Here is a 23980-nt window from a genome sequence, read left to right as displayed (position 1 = left end):
CGTGCCTACCGTTTCAGCTCAACTCGTTTCTCGGATTAACTTCTTGTTGATCTTGCCAACACTGGTCTTAGGGATCTGCTCGACGAACTTGAACTGCTTGGGGATCGCCCATTTGTTGATCCGACCACTCTGAACAAACTGTTGCAGGTGGGTTTCAAGCATCTGTTGATCGACCGAATGGCCGGGTGCGCACACCACCATGGCCATGGGCCGTTCGCCCCATTGCTCGTCCGCAACCCCGACAACGGCCACAGAACTGACCGACGCGTGCTCGCTGATCAGGTTCTCCAGTTCCAGCGAACTGATCCACTCCCCGCCCGTCTTGATCACATCCTTGATGCGATCCTTGATTTCCACCCCGCCCTGAGGGTCGATGGAAGCCAGGTCGCCTGTGTGCAGCCAGCCACCCTGCCAAAGTTCAGCGCCCTTTTCCGACTCCTTCACATAGCCTTGAGTCAGCCAGGGTGCGCGCACCACGATCTCGCCCAGGAGGCATGCACGTGGAACATCGGGGTTATCGGCATGTACACGTCGTCGGAGCGCAGCAGCGGCAAGCTTTGGTAGACGCCCAAAGTGCCCACGGCATTCAAGGTATGCAGCACCAACTGACGATGAGTGAAATACACCCCTTTCGGCGCTCCGGTGGTGCCGGTGGTGTAGAACAGTGTCGCCACCGAGTTTTCATCAAAGTCGGGGAAGTCGTAATGGGGAGCCGCCTGGGAGAGCAGGTTTTCATACTCGCCCAGCACCGGCAGTCCGGTGTCGATTGCAGCGTCGTCCGTCAGACGGATATAGCCTTTGACAGTGCTCAGGCCGTCGTGGATCTGTTCGATCATGGACAGAAAATCATCATGCACCAGCACCAGGTCGTCCTCGGCGTGGTTCATGGTGTACAGCACCTGCTCCGGCGACAGGCGAATATTCATCGTATGCAGCACCGCGCCGATCATCGGCACGGCAATGAAACACTCCAGGTAGCGGTGGCTGTCCCAGTCGAGCATGGCCACGGTATCCCCGGCCTTGACGCCGGCAGCCGTCAGCGCATTGGCCAGCCGGTGGATCCGCTCGATCAGGGTCTGGTAGCTGTAACGCAGTTTGTCGGCATAGACGATCTCCTGTCCGGGTTCGTAGCGAACCCCGACAGCAGCAAGCTCTTGATCAACAGTGGGTAGCTGTATGCGCCTTGTGCGGGCGGAATTATTTTTGTTTCCATCATGGTTGAGGTCCTTGTTCTTTCGATCAGAAGTGCGCTGCGTCCAGCTCGTACAGGGACTCGCTGCCGGCCTTGGCCGACGCGCTCAACGAGTGGATGCGCGGCAGCAGGCGGGCGAAGTAGAAACGCGCGGTGCCCAGCTTGGTGATGTAGAAGTCTTCCTCAGCCTGTTTGTCGACGCCTTGATGCCCATCTTGTGTTCGATGGAACCGCAGGACCAGGCCCGGCAGTTGGGCCCACAGTTTGGACACCTCGAAAGCTTCATTGAGCACGAAACGCATATCGCGCAGGGGGGCTTTATAGTCGGACATGGTTGGCTTACTCAGACATTGTCAGGGCATGACGCATGCCCGTTTTTTTGGAATTTTCGGTCTCACTGATTTTCATCAGCGGCTCATGCACCACCGGCTCCGGCAACATGTAGGAGTTGGGCTTGCCCGCGATGAACGCACCGCGGTCCTGACTGTCTACCGCGGTGATGCTATCGCGACCAAGGTCTGCTCCTACAGGGCTCAGCGTGGGCCCGCGTGTAGGAGTTGGGCTTGCCCGCGATGGACGCACCGCGGTCCTGACTGTCTACCGCGGTGATGCTATCGCGACCAAGGTCTGCTCCTACAGGGCTCAGCGTGGGCCCGCGCAGCAGGAAGTACGACAGGGCCGGGATCAGGATCAGCGCTCCCAGCATGTTCCACAGGAACATGAAGGTGAGCAGGATGCCCATGTCGGCCTGGAACTTGATCGGCGACCAGGCCCAGCACACCACGCCGGCGGCCAGGGTTATGCCCACCAGGCCCACCACCCGACCGGTGAAGGCCACCGCGTTGCGGTAGGCCTCCGCCAGCGGAAGGCCTTGGCGCTGGTGATGCAGTTGCACACTGAGCAGGTAAAGCGCGTAGTCCACGCCGATGCCCACCCCCAGGGCGATCACCGGCAGGGTCGCGACCTTGACGCCGATGCCCATCACCACCATCAACGCCTCGCAGAGAATCGAGGTCAGCACCAGCGGTAGCAGTGCCACCAGCGTGGCGCGCCAGCTGCGGAAGGTGATCAGGCAGAACAGCGTCACCGCCGCATAGACGTACAGCAGCATGGTTCGGTTGGCTTCACGCACCACGATGTTGGTTGCCGCCTCGATACCAGCGGTGCCAGCGGCCAGCAGGAACTGGCGATCCTCGGTGCTGTTTTGCTTGGCAAACTGGTCGGCAATGGCCACCACTTCGTCCAGGGTCTCGGCCTTGTGATCCTTGAGGAAGGCGATCACCGGCATCACCGAGCAGTCGGTATTGAACAGCTCCGGCGAGTTGACCGAGGCCTGCTGCGCGGCGTAGTTGAGCACGTCCTGATTGCGTTGGATGCTGTTGAGCTTGGGATTACCCTCGTAGGTGCCCGCGGTAATCTGGCGCACGGCGTTCACCAGCGAAGACGTCGCCTGAACCCCGGGAGACTGCTGCAGCTCCCAGGCCAGACGGTCGGCGAGGACCAGTGTCTTATAGTTCAGGCAACCTTCTGGCGCGGTCTTGATCATCACCGCGAACAGGTCGCTGGACAGCGCATAGTGGCTGGTGATGTAGGCGTTGTCGCGGTTGTAGCGCGAGTCGGCACGCAGCTCCGGGGCGCCGCTGTCCAGGTCACCGATTTTCAGGTGCAGGCTGACCATGAAGCCGCCAATCCCCATCAGCGTCGCCACCAGCACCGCGCCGGTTGCCCACTTGCGGGTAGTGAAGCGATCGAGCAGGTCCCAGAGCTTGCCGAAGCCCTTGTGCTTGTCGGCACGGGTTTCGATCTTCAGGGCGCGCTCGGCCGCCTTGCGGCCCACGCCGATATAAGACAGCGCCACCGGCATCAGCAGCAGGGAGGTGAAGATCAACACGGCCACACCGATACTGGCGGTAATGGCCAGGTCCTGGATCACCGGGATATCGATCAGCATCAGCACGGCAAAGCCCACCGCATCGGCCAGCAGCGCCGTGACGCCGGCGATGAACAGACGGCGGAAGGTGTAGCGCGCGGCGATCAGCTTGTGGGTGCCACGGGCGATGTCCTGCATGATGCCGTTCATCTTTTGCGCGGCATGGGACACGCCGATGGCGAATATCAGGAACGGCACCAGCACCGAGTACGGGTCGATGGCATAGCCCAGCCAGGCGACGATACCCAGTTGCCAAACCACCGCGACCAGCGAGCAGCCGACCACCAGCAGGGTGCTACGCACGCAGCGGGTGTAGAAATAGATGATGACCAGCGACGTGACCACGGCCAGGCCGAAGAACATCATCACCTTGATCAGGCCATCGATCAGGTCGCCCATCAGTTTGGCGAAACCGATCACCCGGATCTTGTACGGGCCCTTGCCCTCTGCCCCGGCCTTGCGCGCGGCGCTGTCGCCGGCGAACTCGATCTTGTCACGCAGCTGCTCTTCGAGCACTCGCGAGAACTGCTGGTAGTTAATGCTCTGGCCGGTGGCCGAGGCCTTGTCCAGCAGCGGCACGATCAGCATGGTGGATTTGAAGTCGCTGGCCACCAGGCTGCCAACAAGGCCGGCACGGCTGATGTTCTGGCGCAGACGCTCGATGTCCTCGGGCGACCCCTTGTAGGTATCGGGCATCACCGGGCCACCCTGGAAGCCCTCCTCGGTGACTTCGGTCCAGCGCACGCCAGGGCTCCACAGCGACTTCATCCAGGCGCGGTCGACACCGTCGGTGAGAAACATCTGGTCGTTGACCTGCTTGAGCACTTCCAGGTAGCCAGGATCGAAAATATCGCCCCTGGTGTTCTCGACCACCACCCGCACCGAGTTGCCCAAGCCGCGCAATGACTGGCGGTTCTCCAGGTAATTCTGGATGTACGGCTGGCTCTGCGGGATCATCTTCTCGAAGCTGGGGCGCAGCTCCAGACGGGTCACCGCCATATAGCCCAGCACCAGGGTGGCCAGTGTCATGAGCACCATGAACAGCGGGCGGTAGTTGAACACCAGCCGCTCCAAGCGGTTGCCGGAGCACCGGTCGAAGTCACGCAGCTCGCGGATCACCGGCATGGTGTCTTGCTTGATATTGCCCATGTCTGGGTACTCGCTCTAATTTTTCTTATTTGACAGACAAAGCCTGTACGCCACGGCTACCCACCACCACCCGCGAACCGTCGACAGCCAGGGTGGCACCGGCCACGGGCGGCTGATCCTGCTGCGGCTGCAACTGCATCCGCGTACTGCCCGCTTGGCTGATCAGCGCGTGTCCGGCTTGAGTGAACAGCTCGTACTGCCCCTGGGCATTGACGATGGCCGCCGTGATGCTGACATGCACGCCGCTGCTCAGCGGGGTCCAGTGCTCACCGCCATCGGTGCTGCGCAACACGTTGCCGTTCAGGCCATAGGCAAGCACTTCACCGGGCTTGCCGATCACGCCAAAGAAGCTGCCCTTGTAGGGCGACTCCACGGCGCTGAAATGCTGCCGGGCAGCATCCCACTTGAGCAACAGGCCCTGTTCGCCGGCGATGTACAGGGCATCGCCCGTCGAGGCGATGGCGTTGAGGTGAAAGCCTTGGGGGTTGTCGGTGCGATCCTCGAACGGTGTCCAGCTCTGCCCGCCGTCCTCGGTCCGCAAGATCAGGTTGAACACACCGACCACGTAGCCCAACTTGTCGTTGGCGAACCAGACATCGAGCAGCGGCTTGTCGGCGCCCTGCTCGATCAGGCGCTGGCCTTCAGCAACCAGCAGTGGCCACTGCTCGTTGGCAGGTTCGGCACTGGCCAACGCCGTGTAATGCTTGACCAACAAATCGCCGATCTGGCGACCGTCCAGTTGCTTGTTCCAGGTGGCGCCGGCATCGCTGCTGTGCAGCACCACACCATCGTTGCCCACTGCCCAGCCCTGCTGGGCGGAGGGAAAATACACCGCCGTCAGATCACTGCTGAGTGGAACGCTGGCCTGCACCCAGTGCTTGCCCGCATCGTCGGAATAAAGAATATGGCCACGCTGGCCAACGGTGACCAGGCGCTCGCCCGCGCGAGTGATGTCGATCAAGGGGCTATGCACGGCCAACGCACTCGGCATGGCCGGCAGCTCCAGCACATCAACAAAACTGGCCGCCCGAGCGACACCTTGCAACAGCATCAGCATCGAGCACAGCAGCGCCAGCGCGAACTTTTTCAAGCAATCCATACCGCACCTTCTAGGAAAGCGGCGCCGGACAGCGCACGAGGTACAGCCCGGCGTCGAAGTCGGTAACCCACGACGAACGACGCACAAGCCGTCCATCGTCCAGTCACGCTGCCGGGGGATCACAACCGATCGCCCCGGACTTGGGCCACCTGCTGCTTAGCGGATACCCGAACCCGCCAACGCATCCGGTGCCCACTGCGCCTTCGACAGTGGCTCGATGTACTTGATGCCACCGTATGGGCCCACGATACCGTTGATGTTGTAGTTGCCGCCCACCAGGTCGTAGATCATGAAAGGCGTGCTATCCGGAACCAACTTGTCATAGCTTTGGCTAAGGAAGGCGAAGGAGCCGCGGTAGAGCTGGCCGTTCGAGTCGTACTCGTCAGAGGCCAAAGCGCTCCAGGTGTCTTCATCCAGGTAGAAGCGACGCGTCTTGTAGATGTGCCGTTTGCCAGACTTGAGGCTAGCCTCCACGACCCAGACACGGTGCTTCTCCCAGCGCACCATTTCGGGTGCGAGGTGGTTAGGGGCAAGCAGCGATTTAGCGTCTTTGGCGTAGGTCAGCTTGTAGGTGTTGTAGGGAATAATCATTTCCTGCTTGCCCACAAGCTTCCAGTCGTAGCGATCCAACGCACCGTTGAAGACGAATACATCGTCGTAAGTACCGGTGCCGGCGGTACCCGGGTTCGGTGTATCGTAGGCCAGGTCCGGCGCCAATTTAACCCGACGCTGGCCCGGCAAGTACTGCCAGGCGCGGCGCGGCTGGACCAGCGGGTTGGCCGCGTCTTTGAGCATGTTCGCCTCACCAGCCCGGCGCGCAGGAGCACTGTAGGCCAGCCTCAACTGGTAATACACATCGGTGCTGCTGATAGGCTTCGACAGGTCCTCGTAGACCGGGTAGGAAATGAACGACTGCCCGGTGATGGACAGGGTTGGCACACCCGAGGAGTCGACGTTCCAGGAGTCATACTTGTTACTGAGGGTGACTCCTTGGTAGCGCAACAGGTGGTTCCACATGGCCTCACTGCCTGAGGCCGGGATCGGGAACGGCACGCCGGGCAATACGTTATCGATGGCCAGGCCACCTTCGAGGGACTTGGCGCCTGTGGCATTTTTCACGGCGTTGTCCAGTACTCCCTTAGGCAGTGCTGCAGTGCGATGGGTCGGATAGACATCGATCTGGTAGCTGGGGAAACGCTTGGCCAGCTCCACCGTGGTAGCAGTGAGCAAACCCTTGTACTGATCGACGTTCTTGCCGTTGATCACCAGCACTGGCTTTTCGTTGGCAAAGGGATCCGGGCGCACCGTATCGCCCACCTTGAAGTTGGCCGGGGGGGTGGTCAGGCCGCCACTATAGGCCGGAATGGAGCCATCGGCATTACCGGCCTTTTCGGCCCCTATCAGGGTCAGGCTGGTGCCCAACTTGGCCGCTTCCTGCGCCGACACGGCCGCCTGGGCCTGACCGGCAATGACCGCCGCCAGGGAAGCTGCGAGCACGCTATTTAGAAATCGCATCTGAATTCTCTCCACTTGTTTTTATAATCTGCGTGTCAATCAGAAGGTGGTTTTGAACGAGGCAGTGACCATCCCGCGATCCTTCAGCAACGGCGCCAGGCCTGCCTGAGAAGTGATCTGGCCGGGAATGCACTGGTACAGGCCATTGGCCCCTGGGGCGTTGTTATCAAACCCGGTTTCACAGGTATCGAACGGGCCAAAGGAATCGACGTATTTCAGGTCGAATTTGTATTTTTGATAGACATCCGCCGCGATGCCGATGGAGTAGCTGCCGGCGTCCTCGTTGCCGCCCAGTTGCACCGCCGAGTTGCCCTTCAGGCCAACGTTGTAGGCCAGCGGCATGGACATATCGACACCCGGGAATACCTGGAACCAGGTCGGCGTGAAGTTGGCCGCGAGGGTGTAGGCATTGGTATCGACCTTGTCGACACCCCGGTAACTGGAGTCGCCCTTGAAGGTCTGCTCGCCCTTGTCGACACTGACCAGATGGGTCATGGCGCCTTCAATGGCCATTGAGGAGGCATCCCACAACGGGGTTTTGCCAAACGTCACCAAGCCGTTGAGTACGACATGCAGCGTCTTGCCACGGGCCAACCCGGTTTCGCCCTTGCCTGGCATCGCACCGATAATATTGGCGCCGTTGATCAGGCCCGCGCCCGCTTGTGCATCCAGGGTCGAGTTGACGGTGCTGAAGTTGCTCACCAGCGGCATGTTCTCCCGATAGTTCACATCCAGACCGACGCTGACCGGCCCCACACTCTTGGACAGACTGATGCCGTAGATATCGATGTCATCGGCATAGGCGGTCATGTACTCAATGCCTTGCAGACCCGCCAAACCTGGCTGATGCAGGTTAGGCGCATTGATCAGTACCGCCGGCATCGGGTCCGAGGTGTTGCGATAGTAGAAACCCAGGGTGCCGTTCAGCCACTCCGGGCTCCACTTGGCCATCAGCCCGAAGTCACCGGAGTTGTGCGGTTTGATATCATGCCCGCGCGGCGCGCCGTAAAAGGCACCGGCACCACCCAAGGAATTGGGCAGCGGCAACCAGAACACTTTCCCGCCATCGTTCAGCATGTCGTAGGCACCCATATAGGTCCCACCTTCAGGCAGACGCGAGTTCTGATACTGCAGGAAGTACTGCGCGCCCAGGGTCAGTTCCGGGTTGACCGTGAACGACATGGAGATCTGGTTGCGCGGCAGAAACAGTTCCTTGGTTTCGATGCCAGGCACGTTATACAGCTTGGCAAGGTCCAGGCCCGCTTGACCGTAGTTGATACCGTTGGCCGCGTTGAACAGGGTCTCGCCCCAGTACACGTTATGCTTGCCGAGCTTGACGCTGAGCATCGATTCGTCGCCGATCTCGGTGTTGTAGAACACAAAGGCATCGAGGATTTCGCCGGACGGGCCGTTGTAATAACGATCGGTATAACCGCTCAGCCCATGCTTGCGTGCAACGTGGCCGTTCAGCGAATCGCCCGGCTGAATCAAACCGGCCTGACGCGCTGCCACCAGATTACCTGCGTTGTCCGCCTGACCTGGGAAAGCGTTGGAGTTGGAGCCTACATTGGCATAGGCGTGGTCATACCAACTCGCGCCGCTGATGCGAAAACCCATTTTGTTCTTGTAGATCACATCCAGTTCGGTCAGCAGATCGACCCGCTGGCTCACGGCACTGCCAACACTGAAATTCTGGTCGCCGTCGTTGAGGTTGGCGGTGTTGGCGATCTTCGAGTTCTGACCTTCCACCCGTTGACCATAACTGGTCTTGAGGGTGTTATCGAAACGCATTGCCCAGTCGTCACTGCCATTGCTGAAATCAAAGGCATAAGCAGATGGCATCGAGACCCCGAGAATAGCGGTGGCGAGCAGGCTGCGTCGCAAAGGGCCTTGGTTCGTGGTGTTGTGCATTGCGTTGTCTCCGCTTTATTGTTTTTTTGTTGTAACAACGGCTCGCATCAGCTCTGGGTGGCGATGCTGCGAAAAGGGAGTGGATCTTCCATTCAATAAAGAGCGACCGCAGCGCTCGGAATCGCTCTACGCCGCCTTGGAAGTTGTGGTGATGTAGGGAGACATGTCGTGTGCGACTTGCTCTTTTCTGTTGGAGTGAAGCGGTACGTTTTTTAATCCGTTTTTGCATCATCAATAACTAATGACCTTAAACGGAACAGCCTGGACAACCACCTGAAAAAGCAACTATTGAAACTAAAAGCTTTACGAGGGCCGAGCACGGATGAGCACGCTCATCAGCAACTCGAAAACATACTTACATAGCGGTTTTTCCGCCATTCACTGCCAGGATCTGACCCGTGATATAGGTTGCGTGTTGGGATGCCATGAACAGGATGGCGTCAGCCACTTCCTCTGGCTTGCCAATTCTTCCCGCAGGAATCGTGGATGCCACCATAGGAAGGTTATGTGAACCGTCCGCGATGCGGTCCAGCATTTCGGTAGCAATCGGGCCAGGCGCCACAGCGTTGACTCGCACATTGTATTGGCAGGCTTCAAGCGCTACAGACTTGGTGAAGCCTTCAATAGCATGTTTGCTGGCCACATACATCGGTGCTTGCGCATTGCCTCGGCTGCCCATGGTAGACGACAGGTTTACAATGGCTCCAGATTTCTGCTGCGACATGACGCGCATTTCATGCTTCAGGCAGAGGAACGTTCCGAGCGCATTGGCATTGAACGCGGCAGTGTATGACTCCACTGCTTGCTCCATGATCGAACCCCGTACGCCTTCAAAGCCTGCGCTGTTGACCGCAACATCCAGACTACCGAAGCGGGTAACGCAGAAATCTACCAGCTTGGCCACCTGTTCTTCGTTGCTCACGTCGGCTTGAACGAATTCGGCCTGCGCGTCCCGGGATCGCAACTCGGACACCAGCTTTTCTCCTGCAACTGCATTGCGTCCAGAAACGACCAAACGCGCACCCTCACGTGCGAAGGCAATAGCCGTGGCGTAGCCAATGCCAGCAGTTGCGCCAGTGATCAATACAACTTGATTTTCAAACTGCTTATTCATGGAGTGTCCGTTTGTGAAGTGGATTAATCGTCAAAACGATCCGTCGCGAGGTCTGGACCGGGCAGCACGCAGACTCAGGAATTCAATATAGGGACTGCGTCATAGAGAAACTTGACATTGAGGGACAAGCAAACGGTATTTTTGACATCAAAGGCAATCCTGATACGGACGCCTCCCGATGCTCAATAGGTAGTCATGCTGGCGCAAAAGCAGGCCGCGTAAACCATTGCCCTAGCGACTGATCGAGATGAATCAGGTAGCGCCTAATGATACGTGGCATGAAAGGTAGGTCAGTTGTCACCTGAGGTAAAAAATTCAAGCCGCCCTACAGATTAAAATCCAGTTCATTCCAAACTGTTCATCTAGCGAAAGACCAGATCGTCACATCAACGACTATTTCAAGGACATCCATGAAAGCCATTCAACTCCAACATCCCGCTGGCCTGGACCATCTGCACTTGGTCGACATGGCTGCCCCCGACGCTCCTAAAGCGGGTGAGATCCAGGTGCGCATCCATGCCAGTTCGCTCAACTACCACGACCTTGGCGTCGTCACCGGTCACGCCCGTGCAGAGGCTGGTCGCATCCCCATGGCCGACGGCGCCGGCGTCGTCACCGCCGTGGGCGAAGGCGTGACGGAGTTTGCCGTGGGTGACTTTGTGGTGTCGTGTTTCTTCCCTCACTGGCAATCGGGCCGGGACATGCCCACCACCTTCCAGACTGTCCCTGGCGACGGCGTGGACGGCTTTGCACGTGAATGGGTCAACATGCCCACCCATGCGTTCACCCTATCGCCCAAGGGCTACACCCACGCAGAGGCCGCCACGCTGACCACGGCAGGCCTGACTGCCTGGCGTGCGTTGGTAGTAGACGGGCGCATCCAGGCGGGTGACACCGTGCTGGTGCTGGGCACTGGCGGCGTCTCCATCTTTGCCCTGCAAATGGCCAAATCCATGGGCGCGCGGGTGATTGCGACGACCTCCTCCGACGCCAAGAAGGAGCGCTTGCTCGCACTCGGAGCCGATCAGGTCATCAACTACAAAGACCAGCCTGAATGGGGTGACATGGTGCTAGCCGCTACCGGCCGCCGCGGTGTCGACATCGTCGTGGAAGTGGGTGGCCCCGGCACCTTGCCCCAGTCCATCCGCGCCTGCACTCCCGGTGGCCACATTGCGCTGATCGGCGTGCTCACTGGCGTTTCCGGCAGCATTCCAACCGTTGAGATGATGCGCAAGCAGCAAACGCTGCGCGGCCTGATTGTCGGCAGTCGTGAGCAACAGCAAGACATGGTGCGTGCCCTGGAAAACTTCAGCTGGCGCCCTGTTATCGACAGCAGCTATCCGCTGGAACAAATTGCCGAGGCCTTTGTTCACCAAAAGGGCGCAAAGCATGTTGGCAAGATATGTTTGCATTATTGAAATGAAGTAACTCCACTCCTCGAAACGCTTGTCATAAAGTGAAAGGTTATTGTCGTTTGATGAAAGGCGCTGCATTAGGCCCTCGGCGTACAGTCCAACCAGCGTGAATAGACGCATACAATAAAATTGCAGATTGGAGAAAACAGGCATGGCCAAAGCCGTACGCTTCTACGAAACCGGTGCTCCCGAAGTTCTTTGTCGTGATCTGGAGTCACGTAAGACCACCGGCTCGTCGATCTTCGTCATTCAAGGGAGCTGACTACCATGAAAGTCGAACAATTGACCTGCACCATCGGTGCTGAACTCGTAGGTGTCAACCTCGCCGACGCCGTCCATGACGATGGCCTGTTCGCCGAAATACGCGCCCAACTGCTTAAGCATCGCGTGCTGTTCCTTCGCGACCAGGATATCAGTCGCGCCGAGCACGTGGCATTCGCTCGACGCTTTGGCGAATTGGAAGATCACCCGGTGGTTGGCAGTCATCCCGATCACCCAGGGCTGGGGCAGGTCTACAAGACTCCGGACAGCCGGCCCGATCGCTACGAAAACTCCTGGCACACCGACGCCACCTGGCGCGAGGCGCCGCCGATGGGTGCAGTGCTGCGTTGCCTGGAGTGTCCGCCGGTGGGCGGTGACACCATGTGGGCGAACATGGTGGTCGCCTACGAGCGTCTGCCGGACGACGTGAAAGCGAAGATCGAAGGTCTTCGTGCCCGTCACAGCATCGAAGCGACCTTCGGTGCGGCCATGCCGATCGAAAAACGTCTTGCGCTGAAGGCCCAGTACCCGGACGCGGAGCACCCGGTGGTGCGCACCCACCCGGAAACCGGTGAGAAGGTGCTGTTCGTCAACAGTTTCACGACCCACTTCAGCAACTATCACACGCCTGAGCGGGTGCGCTTCGGCCTGGACTTCAGCCCTGGCTCGGGCGAACTGTTGCGCTACCTGATCAGTCAGGCGAATATCCCCGAGTATCAGGTGCGCTGGCGCTGGAAGCCCAACAGTATCGCCATCTGGGACAACCGCTGCACTCAGCATTACGCCGTCATGGATTACCAACCCTGCCATCGTAGGTTGGAACGCACTAGCATCATTGGTGACACGCCTTACTGATCTATCTCCCCTGCACTCTCCTATTCGTCCGCAGGCGCAGCCCATCGGACGAGCCTCAGAAAAGGGGTAAATCGTGCAATTTGGCTGGGCGGGAGGCCGATAGCTTCCCGCCCGCTGCATATTGCTCGGCAGCACGGCTCAGAGCTTGGCTGTTTCAATGAGCACTTTAGCAGTGGCATTTTTTTTCGCGCTGCGCCAAGCGCTAGGCGACATTCCAAATTGGCTGATGAACCAGCGCGTAAGGGAAGTCGTCACGGAAAAGCCCAGCATGTCAGCGATACGCCCCAGCGAGTAATCCGAGTTCTCCAGGTAGCGCAGCACCCGTTCGCGACGGACGTCGCTTACCAGATCGTTGAAGACATAGCCTTCATCTTTCAAGCGACGCTGCAGGGTTCGTACGTTTATGCCCTGGACCTGGGCAATCTGCTCGATGGAGGCGCAGCCCATTGGCAGCCGCAGGTAAATGGCCTTGCGTACTTCAAACAGGATCGACTGCCCAGTAGTGCTATGCAGCGAGTCGAGGTAACTCTGGGCGTAGCGCGCCATCACCGGGTCGGCATGAGGGTTCGTCATAGCCAGGCTGGCATCGGAGCAGACAATGCCGTTGAATTCGCTGCCAAATACCAGCTTGCAGCCGAACAGGCGGCGATGCAATTGCAGGTTGTCAGGGGCCTGGTGGGTGAAATGGACGCTGTAGGGGCGCCAGTGTGCTCCGAGCAGGAAGGCACACAGGCGGAACAACACGCCGATGGCCAGCTCATTGGCCTGACGGCAGGGCATCGGCGAATGGGTGAGCACTTCTTCGCGAATGATCACCCCTCTGCCCGATTCTTCAACATGCATGGCAATAGAGTTGTTCATCAGCTGGCGGTATTGCACCAACACCTGTAACGCATCACGCAGCGTTCGTTGGTGGGAAAGTAGCAGACTGATGACACCCAAGTCCGAGAGCTTGCGTGACTCCGCCATACTCAAGCCAAAGACCTGACAACCGCTGACAGCGGCCGAGCTTTCCAGCAGACACACGGCAGCTTCGACCGGGATATAGTGCTCGGATTTCTGCAGCTGAGCATTGCTCAGGCCGACGCTGGCCAACAAGTCGAGCGGGTTTAGCCCCAGGTACTGGCTCACCTTCAGGTAGTTGGTCAACACAGCAGCGCGAACGAACGTTGTCATGCAAAGGCTTCCTGGACTGGCTCCTATGGAAATGAGCTGGGGCGACTATTGGGTGAAAAAGGCCGCCCTCATTACCGGGCGAGCCAGCCGATGGTTGCGCTGGCCCTCCCGACTATGACGGCGGAGCTCACTCCCCTGAAAAATACCGCATGAACATCATCAGAAACCGACTTGATCGGCGCCTTTGAGCTGCAACATTTGACGTGTCTCAGCTGGCGTGGCCACCTCCAAATTCAGTGCGTGCAAGATCGACACCACACGCTTGACTTGGTCGGCATTGCTCTTGGACAAGGTACCAGGGCCATCCCAAAGCGAGTCTTCGAGGCCAACGCGCACATTGCCGCCCATGGTTGCCGACATGGTCGCGAGGGGCATCTGATTTTTTCCTGCACCCAACACTGACCAGTAGTACTCGTTGCCAAACAACCGGTCGGCCGTGCGTTTCATTTGCAATACATCCTCGGGATGCGCACCGATGCCACCGAGCAGCCCAAACACGGACTGAATCAACAACGGCCCTTTGACGATGCCACGATCCAGGAAGTGTGCTGCCGTGTACAAGTGTCCAATGTCATAGCACTCGATTTCAAAGCGCGTGCCATTGTCCGCACAAGATTCCAGAATGTACTGAATATCGCTAAACGTGTTTTTGAACACCCGATCGCGCGACCCCTCCAGATACGGCCGTTCCCAGTCGTGCTTGAAATCGTGAAACCGGTTGAGCATGGGGTAGAGGCCGAAATTGATCGAGCCCATGTTCAGCGACGCGACCTCTGGCTTGAGTTGCAGCGCTGGCTGCAAGCGCTCCTCCACAGCCATATTGGGTGCGCCGCCAGTGGTGAGGTTGATCACGACATCTGAACGCTTGCGGATGTTGGGCAGAAACTCCATGAAGAGCCCCGGATCTTGCGAGGGTTGGCCGTTGTTCGGATCCCGTGCATGCAAGTGCACGATGGACGCACCCGCCTCTGCAGCGCCAATAGCAGCTTCCTCAATCTCGGACGCAGTAACTGGAAGGTAAGGAGACATCGAAGGGGTATGAATTGAACCCGTCACCGCGCAAGTGACGATGACCTTGTTTTGATGGGCTGCCATAAATTCTCCACAATGGAACGCGACCGGAAACAGTATTTCCGTGGTTCCGTCATTATTATTAAAATGGTTTTACGAACGATCTTACGGATGCACGCCTGCGACCGCTGGGCTCACCACTTCATTGATTTGCTTACCCTGGAGGCGAGCCATATCGTTGTGGTAGTGACGCTTTCCGTAAATGAACACCGCGGCCGCCGCGATACTGACCAGTGGCACCCACTGAAGCGCTGCATCCAGCCCAATATGGTCGGCAACCTTGCCAGTGATCAGCGGGCCAGTAGCCAAGCCAAGCAGGTTGTTGGCCAAGGTCAGAGTTGCCAAGGCAGTGCCGTGCACCGAGTAATGGGTCAGGTTGCCGACCATTGCGCTAGAGGGGCCATTGGTTCCGGCCGCGATCATCATGCCCAAGCAGATAAGCACCAACTGCAGGGTGCCGTGCGGCAAGGAGAACGCCAGTGACAGCAGCACGCAACTGCCCAGGCAATAGCCGATTGCCAAGCTGATTTTGCGATCCGCACGCTTGCGCGCAAAGCGGTCACACAGCATGCCGCAGACAATGACTCCAATTCCGCCGCACAACATGATGCTCGCCGCCATCGCGGCGGCCTTGTCGGTGCCCATGGCGTAGTAACGGTTCAGGTAGCTCGGCATCCACACGATCAAGGTACCCGCAACAAACAACTGCAAACCGCTACCTACATAAGCGCTAATCACCGAGCGGCTGGAATACAGAGTACGCAGTGGGCGCTGGGCCTTGATTGCCGCCTTGCTGGCAGCATCGGCCAGGCGCCGGGGCGCGATGCGAGCTTCCTTGACGATTATCGGATACATCACAGTCAGTACCAGACCGAACAGCGCCATGGCGGCGAACGCCCAACGCCAGCCAAGGTGCTGCGCAATGACCCCGCCAATGGCTATGCCCAGCACCGAGCCGAACATACCGCCGGCCATAAAGGAACCCGCCAGGGTGGAGCGCATTTCTCGCGGGAATACCGACATCACCACGGCCCCCCCCACGCTGCCGTAGGCAGCTTCGCCGACACCCACCAGAAAACGCGCAAGGAGCATCTGTTGATAGTTCTCTGCCAGCGCGCAGCCCAAGGTCGCCAGCCCCCAGAGCAAGGCCATCAATACCAGACTCTTGACTCGGCCGAAGCGGTCGGCCAGCAGGGACAAGGGAAAGGTCAGCAGACCGACCATCAGCGCCACGATGCCGCTGAGCAAACCGAGCTGGCCATCCGAAAGCGCCCACTCACTCTTGAGCAAGGGAAACACAGCGTTAAGCACTTGCCGTGACATGTAATCGGAGATAAGCAAACCGAAGGTGAGTGCAAAAACAATCCAGGCATAGCGACGCGGTATACCGATCGAAGTGTCATTGCCGTCATCGGCGCAGGGGTGATAGGCGGCCATGCTATATCCTCATCTTATCTATTATTGTTATGGATCAAGCTTGAACAGAGGCTTCGACCAAGGCTCGTCCCTGAGCATCAATCGGAGCACCCCAAACCCGCTGAGCTATCGGTGCAGGCACCTCGGTTCAGCGGGTTTGCTCTTTTTCACCAAAGCCCGGGGATCGAAACGTCAACAGCCCCTAAACGGCCGCAGCCGTCTTGCGCAGGAAACCCTGGTGCCCACCGTTGCGGTTAGGCGCAAAGCCGTTGGCCTCCAGGCTTTCTTCTACGGTGTCGTAGAACACGCCGATCTTGCTCATCTCGCGCGCCTGCTGGGCGGTGGCGATCGGACGGCCGAATTCGCGTGAGATACGCACCAGTTGCTCGATCTGTTCGACGGTGGACATCTTTTCCGTTTGCGCCTGGTTCCAGAGGTTGTCCTCGATGCCGCAGCGCACGTGCAGGCCCATCGCAATGCCCATCATGTTGACCGGCAACACGTTGCGCATCGAGCTTTCCACGGTGACCACCGCGCCGTCCGGCACAGCGCGCAAGAAGTTCGCCAGACTGTAGATGTTAGGCACGTCCATGCCACCGCCGATTGCCACCCAGTTCATGACCAGCGGACCCTTGTAGATGCCGCGGCGCATTAGCCGCTCGACCGACTCGAAGCTGTTGAGGTTGTAGCACTGGAAGGCGCTCTGGATGCCCGCGGCCGTCAGGCGTCGGATGTGCTCTTCCGCCCAACCCGGCTGCGCGGGCACCGTCATCTCCTTGTAGGCGGAGTAGACGACAGGGTCTTCCATCGAGGTGCCCTGAATGTCTTTGTAATCCCAGTGCTCGACGACGTTCATCTGCGAGGTGTTTACCGTCACCGTAACCTGGTCGGGCTTGGGATCGAGCTCAGCCAGCATATGGCGCGTATCGTCGCTCAGCCACTTGGCAGCGGCACCTTCCGTTTCCGGTGCAAAGCTGATCGAGCCCCCTACCTGAATGATCATCTCTGGCACGGCTTCACGCACACCGGCGATCAGCTCGTTGAATTTGGACAGGCGCTTGGATCCCTTGCCGTCCAGTTCACGCACGTGCAAGTGCAGCACGGTGGCGCCGGCGTTGTAGCAATCCACCGCCTTCTGCACCTGCTCGGCCATGGTCACCGGAATGTCCTCGGGAAAGTCGGAGGGCACCCACGACGGTGCATAAGGGGCTGCTGTGATGATCAGAGGCTGCTGGTTTTCGGTAAAAAGGTGGCCGTCAAGGAAGTTCACGGGACATCTCCAAAATGATTATTGTTGGATGGAACATCTGAAAAACTGGGTGTAATGGTTCACGCACGTTCCATCTTGCGGTGGCAAAGTGAGTCATCCATCAGTTCATATTGCTGTGGGTTCCTGGGCAGCAGGACTCAGTTGGCTTGCGCTTCGAGCTTGGCCATTTCTTCCAGCAGAATCGGTGCACCGAGGCTGCAGGAGTGAATACCGAGCACGGCGACGGACTCCAGAACCGCCATGATTTCCTCTGAGCTGACACCAAGCTGTAGCGCTTTACGGATATGTCTGCGAACACCCGGGCTGTACATGTGAGTGCATGAAGCATTCACCGCGATGGCAAGGAACTCGTAGGTCTTGGGGTCGATCAAACCGCGAGACACGGGCAACTGCGCGGCCTGAAGAAATTTCTCGGTCCATTCTGGGTCGAGCTGGGCGAAACTGTCCCAGCCTTGATTCCACTGTCCGGTGGCGCGCATCCGGTCAATGAGCGGAGTGTCTGGCAGAGCGATTTCGTCTTGATTGGCAGTGGCGTGCATCATGATTTCCATCGGTGAAGGGGCTTGTGGGCACTGGTGATCGGAGTGACTCGATTAGGCAGTTCCTACTCGGGCTCTCCATTGAATATGACTTGAGTGTGCTGAATGATGGCGAGTAAGATTTGACCTATTGGGACTTTTATTTAACGCTCGGGAATGAAACCCCATCATGACTATGGTTCTTAGCGCTTGCCTGACCCACTACGCCGACGTGGCCCGTGCCTGCGGGCTCGACCCGTTGGCCCAACTGCAGGCGGTGAAACTCGACCCCACCTGTCTCGACCACTGCGAAAGTAAAATCAGCATCAGCGCGGTGTGGCACCTGCTGGAAAACTCCGCACGTGATGCGGGCGTAGAAGATTTCGGCCTGCGCATGGCCGAAAGGCGCCAGCTTTCCAACCTGGGGCCGCTAGCGAAAGTGATGCGCGAAGAACCTACCCCGCGCAAGGCCCTGGAGACGCTCCAGCGCTACCTGCATCTGCACAATGAGGACTTTGTGATCCTTACCGAAGAGCGCGATGGCATTGCGGTGATTCGCGGGGAGCAGATCACCCAAGGGCAAGCGCCGGCTCGTCAGTCGATCGACCTGATACTCGGCGTCACCTATCGGACCCTAAAAGCCTTGCTCGGCGAGCACTGGGAACCCCAGGCAGTGTGCTTCAGGCATACGGCACCGCGCGATCGCTCAACCCACCTTCGCGTGTTCGGGACCCATATCCAGTTCAACAGCGTGATCGACGGTATCGTGTGCCGTTCCATGGACCTGGATGCGCCCATGCTCGGCACCGACCCGACGAGTGCCCGGGTTGTCCGGCAGCATCTCGACGCCCTCGGGCTGCCTAGCGATTCGGTGGTGGACACGGTGCGGCGCCTGGTATGGCTACAGCTTCTTACAGGGCATTGTTCGATCGAGCCGGTGGCGCGGCAACTGGGCGTCGATCGGCGGACCGTGCATCGCCAGCTATTGCGCCATCAGGAAAGTTTTTCCTCGATCCTGGATCAGGTTCGCAAAGAGCAGGCCGTCAGGCACCTGAAATACTCCAAGTATCCGCAGAGCGAAATTGCCGAGCTATTGGGGTTCTCGTGCCTCAGCGCGTTTTCCCGCTGGTTCAGTCAACGCTTCGGTTGCAGCCCACGTGCGTGGCGAAACGCTCACGTCAACTTGGCGTAACTGCACCGCTACGGGGATGGCGCGTGATCGACAGTAGTGGCTTGGCTGCATCCGCCTGCAAAAGCGGCCAACACAAGCGCTAGTCAGCCGGTTTGTGAGCCTACAGCGTCGCGCTGGGTAATGCGTCCCCACCCTACTCCTTCGCATCCCCAGCGCGACAGATACCTAGCGCATGGTCACGGAACCAGCACGGTCGACCCGATTGTCTTTCGTGACTCCAGCATGCGATGCGCTTCGGCGGCTTCTGCCAATGCGAAGGTCTGTTTCGGTTCGCTCGAAATTTTCCTGGCAAGCACCAGATCGAACAGTTCCTTGGCCATGGAAAGCATGTGCGAGCGAGGCTGTATGTAATGAACCATCGCCGGACGCGTGACCCAAATCGACCCCTTCACGGCAAGCGTCAGCGCATCCAGATTGACGGGGCCAGAACTCGTACCGTTGCTGACGAGGGTTCCACGCACTTGCAGGCTGTCCAGCGACGCCTGCAGGGTGTCCTTGCCAACGGAGTCATAGACGACCGGTACACCCTTTCCGTCGGTGAGTTCGCGCACGCGCTCTGCAATGTTCTCGCGAGAGGTCACGATCGTATGCGTGCAACCGTTAGCCTTGGCGATTTCTGCCTTTTCGTCACTGCTGACGGTGCCGATCATCGTTACCCCGAGCGCACGCGCCCACTGGCATGCGATCAGGCCTACCCCACCGGCAGCGGCGTGGTACAGAATCGTCTCGCCACCGTTCAACGGATACACCTGGCGGAAAAGATATTGAGCCGTCATACCCTTCATGATGAGCGTCGATGCCGTGCGATCCGAGATACCGTCAGGCAGCGGAATCAAGAACTCGGCGGGCATCACGCGCACATCGGAATAGGCGCCCTGCGGCCCCATCAGATAACCGACCCGGTCTCCGACCCTGATATCAGTCACACCTGGCCCCACCGCCTCGACGACACCGACAGCGTCCGAACCCAGGCCGCCTGGCAGTTGCGCAGGGTAATAGCCGGTGCGGTGGTAGATGTCGATGAAGTTGACGGCAATGTAGCTATGTCGGACGCGGGCCTGCCCCGGGCCCGGCTCACCGACCTCGACGTCTTCATAGCGAAGCACCTCGGGCCCTCCGGTTTCGTAAAAGCGAATAGCTTTAGCCATGTCATTTCTCCAGTTTGCATTTTTATTGTTGGGAGCTAGCCCGTGGGCTGAAATTATATGAATGTTCGTCGGTGGGTTCTGTACATTTGGGGACAAGCTGTCCTGTTCATGACAAACCGCTGAACACAGCCTACCGCCAAGGAGCCGTTAATTGTTTCAGTCCTACACGCACTGAAACACGCGACGCAGACGACCTTTTCCGAGTTGGAATACACCGATAATGAAGCAGCTGACTCGTTGGAATCGGCTCCTGGCAGATCGTCAACAGTGGGTGCCTAGGCGCTGCTAGAGATGCATGCGGACCTGCCCTACACCGACCTGCGGATAGCCGCCGATTTGCTGGTCGCGCAGCAGTGCTTCGGCCTCTCCGACGAGGGCACCCTCTCGCTGCGTTTTCACCGTTTGCTGGAAACCCATCATCTGACGCAAGTGCCCGCCACCCTGAAATCTATGGCGACCGCACTCGGGGTGCACGTTTCCACGGTGTCTCGGGTACTCAACGGCGACCCGGCGGAGGTCGAACGAGCGGCGTCGGCCAAGGTGGTGGAGCGTATCCGGGCGTTGGCCAAAGAGCTGGATTATCGGCCGAACACGCAGGCATCCAACCTGAAATTGCGCAAAGGCCAGGAGATCTGCGTGCTCATGCCACGTCTCACCGACCTGGTAATGGCGACCATTTACGACAGCATCGACAGCGCGGCCGAGCAGGCCGGCTACCTCACCTTCGTATCCAATACCGACGACCAGCAGCCACGCCAGATGGCGCGTGCCGAGCACGCCTTGCGGCGCGCGGTGGCCGGGTTGATCGTGGGTGACTCGCACTTGGGTGAAACCCAGCCCTTACTCGATCTGCTGGCGCGCAAGCACATTCCCTACGTGCTGGTCAGCCGGCCGATTGCCGGGCACCTGGCGACGGCCGGCGACGACGAATTGGGCGGCTGGTTGGCGGCCGAACACTTGTATCGGCTGGGCTGTCGCGATGTGGCGATCCTGGCTGGCGAACGGCATGCGCCCAACGGGGCTGACCGTACCCGCGGGTTCATCCGTTATTACCGCGAGCAAGGCCTCACCTTGCGCCCCGAGTGGATCCTCAATGGTCCTTTCGACAGCCACACCGGACACAAACAAGGCGAATATCTGTTGGGGCTCACCCCCCGCCCGCCGGCGTTTTTTGCGGTGAACGACTTCCTTGCCATCGGCCTGATGGGTGCCGCGCGCGACAAAGGGTTGCAGCCGGGCAAAGACATTGCCGTGGTCGGCTACAACGACATCCCGCTGGCCAACGAACTGATCGTACCGTTGACCAGCGTGCGCCTACCGCTGGTGCAGATGGGCCAGCATGCGGTGGAATTGCTGCTCAAGCGCATCAACGGCGAGACCGCCGAATCGATCATCCTGGCGCCGCAGTTGCAGGTGCGAGCGAGCTCCTCGCTGTTGCGCCGCACTGAATGAGGAGCAGCTGCCAAAAACTAATCACAGGCTTCAGGTTTTTTGATCGGCCACTGAAATCATCGCCTGTCCTATTTCAGTCTTGCCAGTGGCGAGCAAAGCCTCGCCTGCGCTGCGTATGTCTCTGGTCTCTTTGTTCTGCCCCAGCTTGAACTTGCCAGTCATACGGGTGATTTCGACCTCGATACCCACAATCGCTTGCAGCATCGCGGCGATGTATTCCTTCGGCCCATCCGTCATCTTCCAAGGCTTGGGCTCGGAGGATTCGTGTTTACGCGTGAGCTTGGCAACAAGACCACGAACGTATCGTTCGTCATCACGGATAGTGATTCGCCCATGTGCGTGCACGACTCTGTAGTTCCAGGTTGGAACTTGCTTATGAGTCTCGTGCTTCGTCGGATACCAGTTGGGTGAGATGTAGGCATCGGCTGCGCGAAACACCACCAGCACCTCGTCTCCGTCCTTGGACTCTTGCCAGAGTGGGTTCGCCCGCGCGACATGCGCGTGCAATACGCCCTGTTTGCCTTCGGCGGGCTGGAGTTCAAATGGAATGTGGTTAGCGTCCATCCCACCCACACCCTGCGTAAAAATAATGCCTAGGGGATTCTGGTTGATTAATTCATGGAGCGCTTCGATATCAGGCTCATTGAAATGGGCGGGTACGTACATGGTTTGTCCTTGGTCATTTCCACCTCTGATAGGCCGAATTGTGTGGCCGCAATGGCCTATAGTATAGATCCAAAATTGAGCATTCTTGGTGAACCAGAATTCATGGCACGTAAAGCGAGTACCGTTGAAATCCCGTCTCTTGGGGTCTTAAACCGCAGCGCCGGGCAACTTGATCGGCAATTGGCAGAGGCATTACGCAAGGCCATTCGCAATGGCGATATGAAGCCTGGAGAGCTGCTGCCATCGAGCCGTGTTCTGGCCAAGTCGCTGGGGCTGGCGCGCGGCACCGTCATCCAGTCTTTCGAGCAGTTGATCGCCGAAGGTTTCCTGGAGGCGCAAGGTCGAGCGGGTACATGGGTCGCAAACTCGCTTGCCGATAGCTCGCCCAGAAGTGAGGTTGCCAACACGTCTTCAAACCCGCGCAGGGTTTCGCAGTTATCCGCCAAGGCTGAGCGATTCGCACAAGTCGCAGCCCAATTTAGAGCCGCTGCGCAGATACCATTCTCAGTGTCCGTACCCAGCGGCAAGGCAGCTCCTGACGATATGTGGCGTCGAATCGGTAACCGCGTTCGTGCTCGGGGCCCCGGTGCGCCTACCGGATATGGCGATCCTGAAGGTGCTGTGGAGTTGCGCGAAGCGATAGCGGACTACGTTCGAAGATCGCGATCTGTAAGGTGCGATGCAAATCAGGTGATCATCACCTCAGGCACCCAGCAAGGACTGTATCTCGCCTGCCAGGTATTACTTGATTGGGGGGACTTCGCATGGGTTGAAAACCCGGCGTATCGTGGGATCACCGCGATATTGGAAAGCGCCGGCCATACCCGACAGATGATTCGAGTACCGGTCGATTCAGAGGGTCTGAATGTCGAGGACGGGATCAAGCAATGTCCGCAAGCCAAAGCCGCATTCGTGACCTCGTCTCACCAATACCCCATTGGCATGCCGATGAGTATGGCGAGACGTGAAGCGCTACTGAAATGGGCCAGGGCAGCAGATGCGTGGGTAGTCGAAGATGATTATGACGGCGAACTTCGCTATGCCGGTCATCCGTTTCCTTCATTGCAAGGTCTTGACCCAGAACGGGTCATTTACCTGGGGACGTTCAGCAAGATTCTCTTTCCCTCCTTGCGCCTGGGATACGCGATTGTCCCACCCTGTCTTGTAGACGCCTTTCGGGGTGCCCGAGTGTTGATGGATCGTCATCCTGCCAATGCTGATCAGCATGTTCTGGCTGCATTTATCACAGAAGGTCACCTCGACAAACACATTCGACGAATCCGGGGTGTGTATAGCGAAATTCATCGACTGATAATCGATGCGGTAAACCGACTGATTCCTGCGGAACTCGCCTGGTTGGAACCAAGTGATCAAGGGATGCATCTGGTGCTTTGGTTGGCGGAAAACATTGATGACGTGCAGGTGGCGGTAACAGCAGGCGAGGCAGGTGTCTCTGTTCGCGCAGTGTCACCGATGTACGCTGACGGGACAGGCAGATCAGGCCTGATTCTTGGCTTGGGAGGCTTCACATCACAGGAGATTGAGTCCGCTACAGGAAAATTGGCCTCGATTATTCGAAAGGCTTACGGCTCGGCATGTATTCCTCTCTTGCCTCCTTGTTGAACCCCTA

At 58.6% G+C, this 23980-nt stretch carries 18 protein-coding genes and 1 pseudogene; 5 read left to right on the top strand and 14 right to left on the bottom strand.

Annotation, left to right across the window (positions count from 1 at the left end; translation table 11 throughout):
- Positions 1–18: 18 nt before the first annotated feature.
- The 7 genes and pseudogenes from AC3IX4_RS11680 to AC3IX4_RS11650 all read right to left on the bottom strand — a co-directional run bounded on the left by AC3IX4_RS11680 (position 19) and on the right by AC3IX4_RS11650 (position 9910).
- A pseudogene (locus tag AC3IX4_RS11680) lies at positions 19–1216 on the bottom strand (AMP-binding protein).
- Between the two features lie 23 nt (positions 1217–1239).
- A complete protein-coding gene (locus AC3IX4_RS11675) occupies positions 1240–1524 on the bottom strand; it encodes an acyl-CoA dehydrogenase C-terminal domain-containing protein (RefSeq protein ID WP_489260672.1) in 285 nt (94 codons plus the stop codon).
- Positions 1525–1694: 170 nt separating this feature from the next.
- Entirely contained in the window at positions 1695–4271 is a 2577-nt protein-coding gene (locus tag AC3IX4_RS11670) for an efflux RND transporter permease subunit (protein WP_489260671.1), read from the bottom strand.
- A gap of 25 nt (positions 4272–4296) precedes the next feature.
- Positions 4297–5370 carry a WD40/YVTN/BNR-like repeat-containing protein gene (locus AC3IX4_RS11665; protein ID WP_489260670.1) on the bottom strand — a complete coding sequence of 358 codons (1074 nt, stop codon included), beginning with the start codon at positions 5368–5370 and terminating at the stop codon, positions 4297–4299.
- Positions 5371–5526: 156 nt separating this feature from the next.
- Positions 5527–6885, bottom strand: coding sequence for a DUF1329 domain-containing protein (locus AC3IX4_RS11660; RefSeq protein ID WP_489260669.1), 1359 nt, complete (start codon positions 6883–6885; stop codon positions 5527–5529).
- A gap of 39 nt (positions 6886–6924) precedes the next feature.
- Positions 6925–8796: a DUF1302 domain-containing protein gene (locus AC3IX4_RS11655; RefSeq protein ID WP_489260668.1), complete on the bottom strand. Its 1872-nt coding sequence runs from the start codon at positions 8794–8796 to the stop codon at positions 6925–6927.
- 355 nt (positions 8797–9151) lie between these two features.
- Complete coding sequence (locus AC3IX4_RS11650) at positions 9152–9910, bottom strand: SDR family NAD(P)-dependent oxidoreductase (RefSeq protein ID WP_489260667.1); 759 nt, start codon at positions 9908–9910, stop codon at positions 9152–9154.
- A gap of 410 nt (positions 9911–10320) precedes the next feature.
- On the opposite strand from AC3IX4_RS11650, the gene AC3IX4_RS11645 reads away from it, so the two are divergent.
- Together AC3IX4_RS11645 and AC3IX4_RS11640 are read left to right on the top strand one after the other, a co-directional pair.
- Positions 10321–11328, top strand: a complete 1008-nt coding sequence (locus AC3IX4_RS11645) for a zinc-dependent alcohol dehydrogenase family protein (RefSeq protein ID WP_489260666.1) — start codon at positions 10321–10323, stop codon at positions 11326–11328.
- A gap of 264 nt (positions 11329–11592) precedes the next feature.
- Positions 11593–12441: a TauD/TfdA dioxygenase family protein gene (locus AC3IX4_RS11640; protein ID WP_489260665.1), complete on the top strand. Its 849-nt coding sequence runs from the start codon at positions 11593–11595 to the stop codon at positions 12439–12441.
- A 138-nt stretch (positions 12442–12579) separates the two neighbouring features.
- On the opposite strand, the gene AC3IX4_RS11635 is transcribed toward AC3IX4_RS11640, so the two are convergent.
- The 5 genes from AC3IX4_RS11635 to AC3IX4_RS11615 all read right to left on the bottom strand — a co-directional run bounded on the left by AC3IX4_RS11635 (position 12580) and on the right by AC3IX4_RS11615 (position 17916).
- Positions 12580–13617, bottom strand: coding sequence for an AraC family transcriptional regulator (locus AC3IX4_RS11635; RefSeq protein WP_489260664.1), 1038 nt, complete (start codon positions 13615–13617; stop codon positions 12580–12582).
- A gap of 159 nt (positions 13618–13776) precedes the next feature.
- Positions 13777–14712 (bottom strand): 3,5-dioxohexanoate:acetyl-CoA acetone transferase, encoded by a 936-nt coding sequence (gene kce, locus AC3IX4_RS11630; protein WP_489260663.1) that lies wholly within the window; start codon positions 14710–14712, stop codon positions 13777–13779.
- Between the two features lie 81 nt (positions 14713–14793).
- Positions 14794–16125: an MFS transporter gene (locus tag AC3IX4_RS11625; RefSeq protein ID WP_489260662.1), complete on the bottom strand. Its 1332-nt coding sequence runs from the start codon at positions 16123–16125 to the stop codon at positions 14794–14796.
- Between the two features lie 181 nt (positions 16126–16306).
- Positions 16307–17374 carry a beta-keto acid cleavage family enzyme gene (locus tag AC3IX4_RS11620; RefSeq protein ID WP_489260661.1) on the bottom strand — a complete coding sequence of 356 codons (1068 nt, stop codon included), beginning with the start codon at positions 17372–17374 and terminating at the stop codon, positions 16307–16309.
- A gap of 137 nt (positions 17375–17511) precedes the next feature.
- Positions 17512–17916, bottom strand: a complete 405-nt coding sequence (locus tag AC3IX4_RS11615; RefSeq protein WP_489260660.1) for a carboxymuconolactone decarboxylase family protein — start codon at positions 17914–17916, stop codon at positions 17512–17514.
- A 166-nt stretch (positions 17917–18082) separates the two neighbouring features.
- On the opposite strand from AC3IX4_RS11615, the gene AC3IX4_RS11610 reads away from it, so the two are divergent.
- Positions 18083–19084, top strand: coding sequence for an AraC family transcriptional regulator (locus AC3IX4_RS11610; protein WP_489260659.1), 1002 nt, complete (start codon positions 18083–18085; stop codon positions 19082–19084).
- 176 nt (positions 19085–19260) lie between these two features.
- Here AC3IX4_RS11610 and AC3IX4_RS11605 read toward each other — a convergent pair whose 3' ends face one another.
- Positions 19261–20232 carry a quinone oxidoreductase family protein gene (locus tag AC3IX4_RS11605; RefSeq protein WP_489260658.1) on the bottom strand — a complete coding sequence of 324 codons (972 nt, stop codon included), beginning with the start codon at positions 20230–20232 and terminating at the stop codon, positions 19261–19263.
- Between the two features lie 450 nt (positions 20233–20682).
- On the opposite strand from AC3IX4_RS11605, the gene AC3IX4_RS11600 reads away from it, so the two are divergent.
- Positions 20683–21684: a LacI family DNA-binding transcriptional regulator gene (locus tag AC3IX4_RS11600; protein ID WP_489261274.1), complete on the top strand. Its 1002-nt coding sequence runs from the start codon at positions 20683–20685 to the stop codon at positions 21682–21684.
- Positions 21685–21714: 30 nt separating this feature from the next.
- Here the strand turns inward: AC3IX4_RS11600 and AC3IX4_RS11595 are convergent, their stop codons facing one another.
- Positions 21715–22350 carry an FMN-binding negative transcriptional regulator gene (locus AC3IX4_RS11595; RefSeq protein ID WP_489260657.1) on the bottom strand — a complete coding sequence of 212 codons (636 nt, stop codon included), beginning with the start codon at positions 22348–22350 and terminating at the stop codon, positions 21715–21717.
- Positions 22351–22425: 75 nt separating this feature from the next.
- Here AC3IX4_RS11595 and pdxR point away from each other — a divergent pair, with 75 nt between their 5' ends.
- A complete protein-coding gene (gene pdxR, locus AC3IX4_RS11590; protein WP_489260656.1) occupies positions 22426–23973 on the top strand; it encodes a MocR-like pyridoxine biosynthesis transcription factor PdxR in 1548 nt (515 codons plus the stop codon).
- Positions 23974–23980: the final 7 nt, after the last annotated feature.

It is taken from the genome of Pseudomonas sp. KH_021 (genome assembly GCF_057838865.1).
This window is presented reverse-complemented; position numbering and strand designations above follow the sequence as displayed.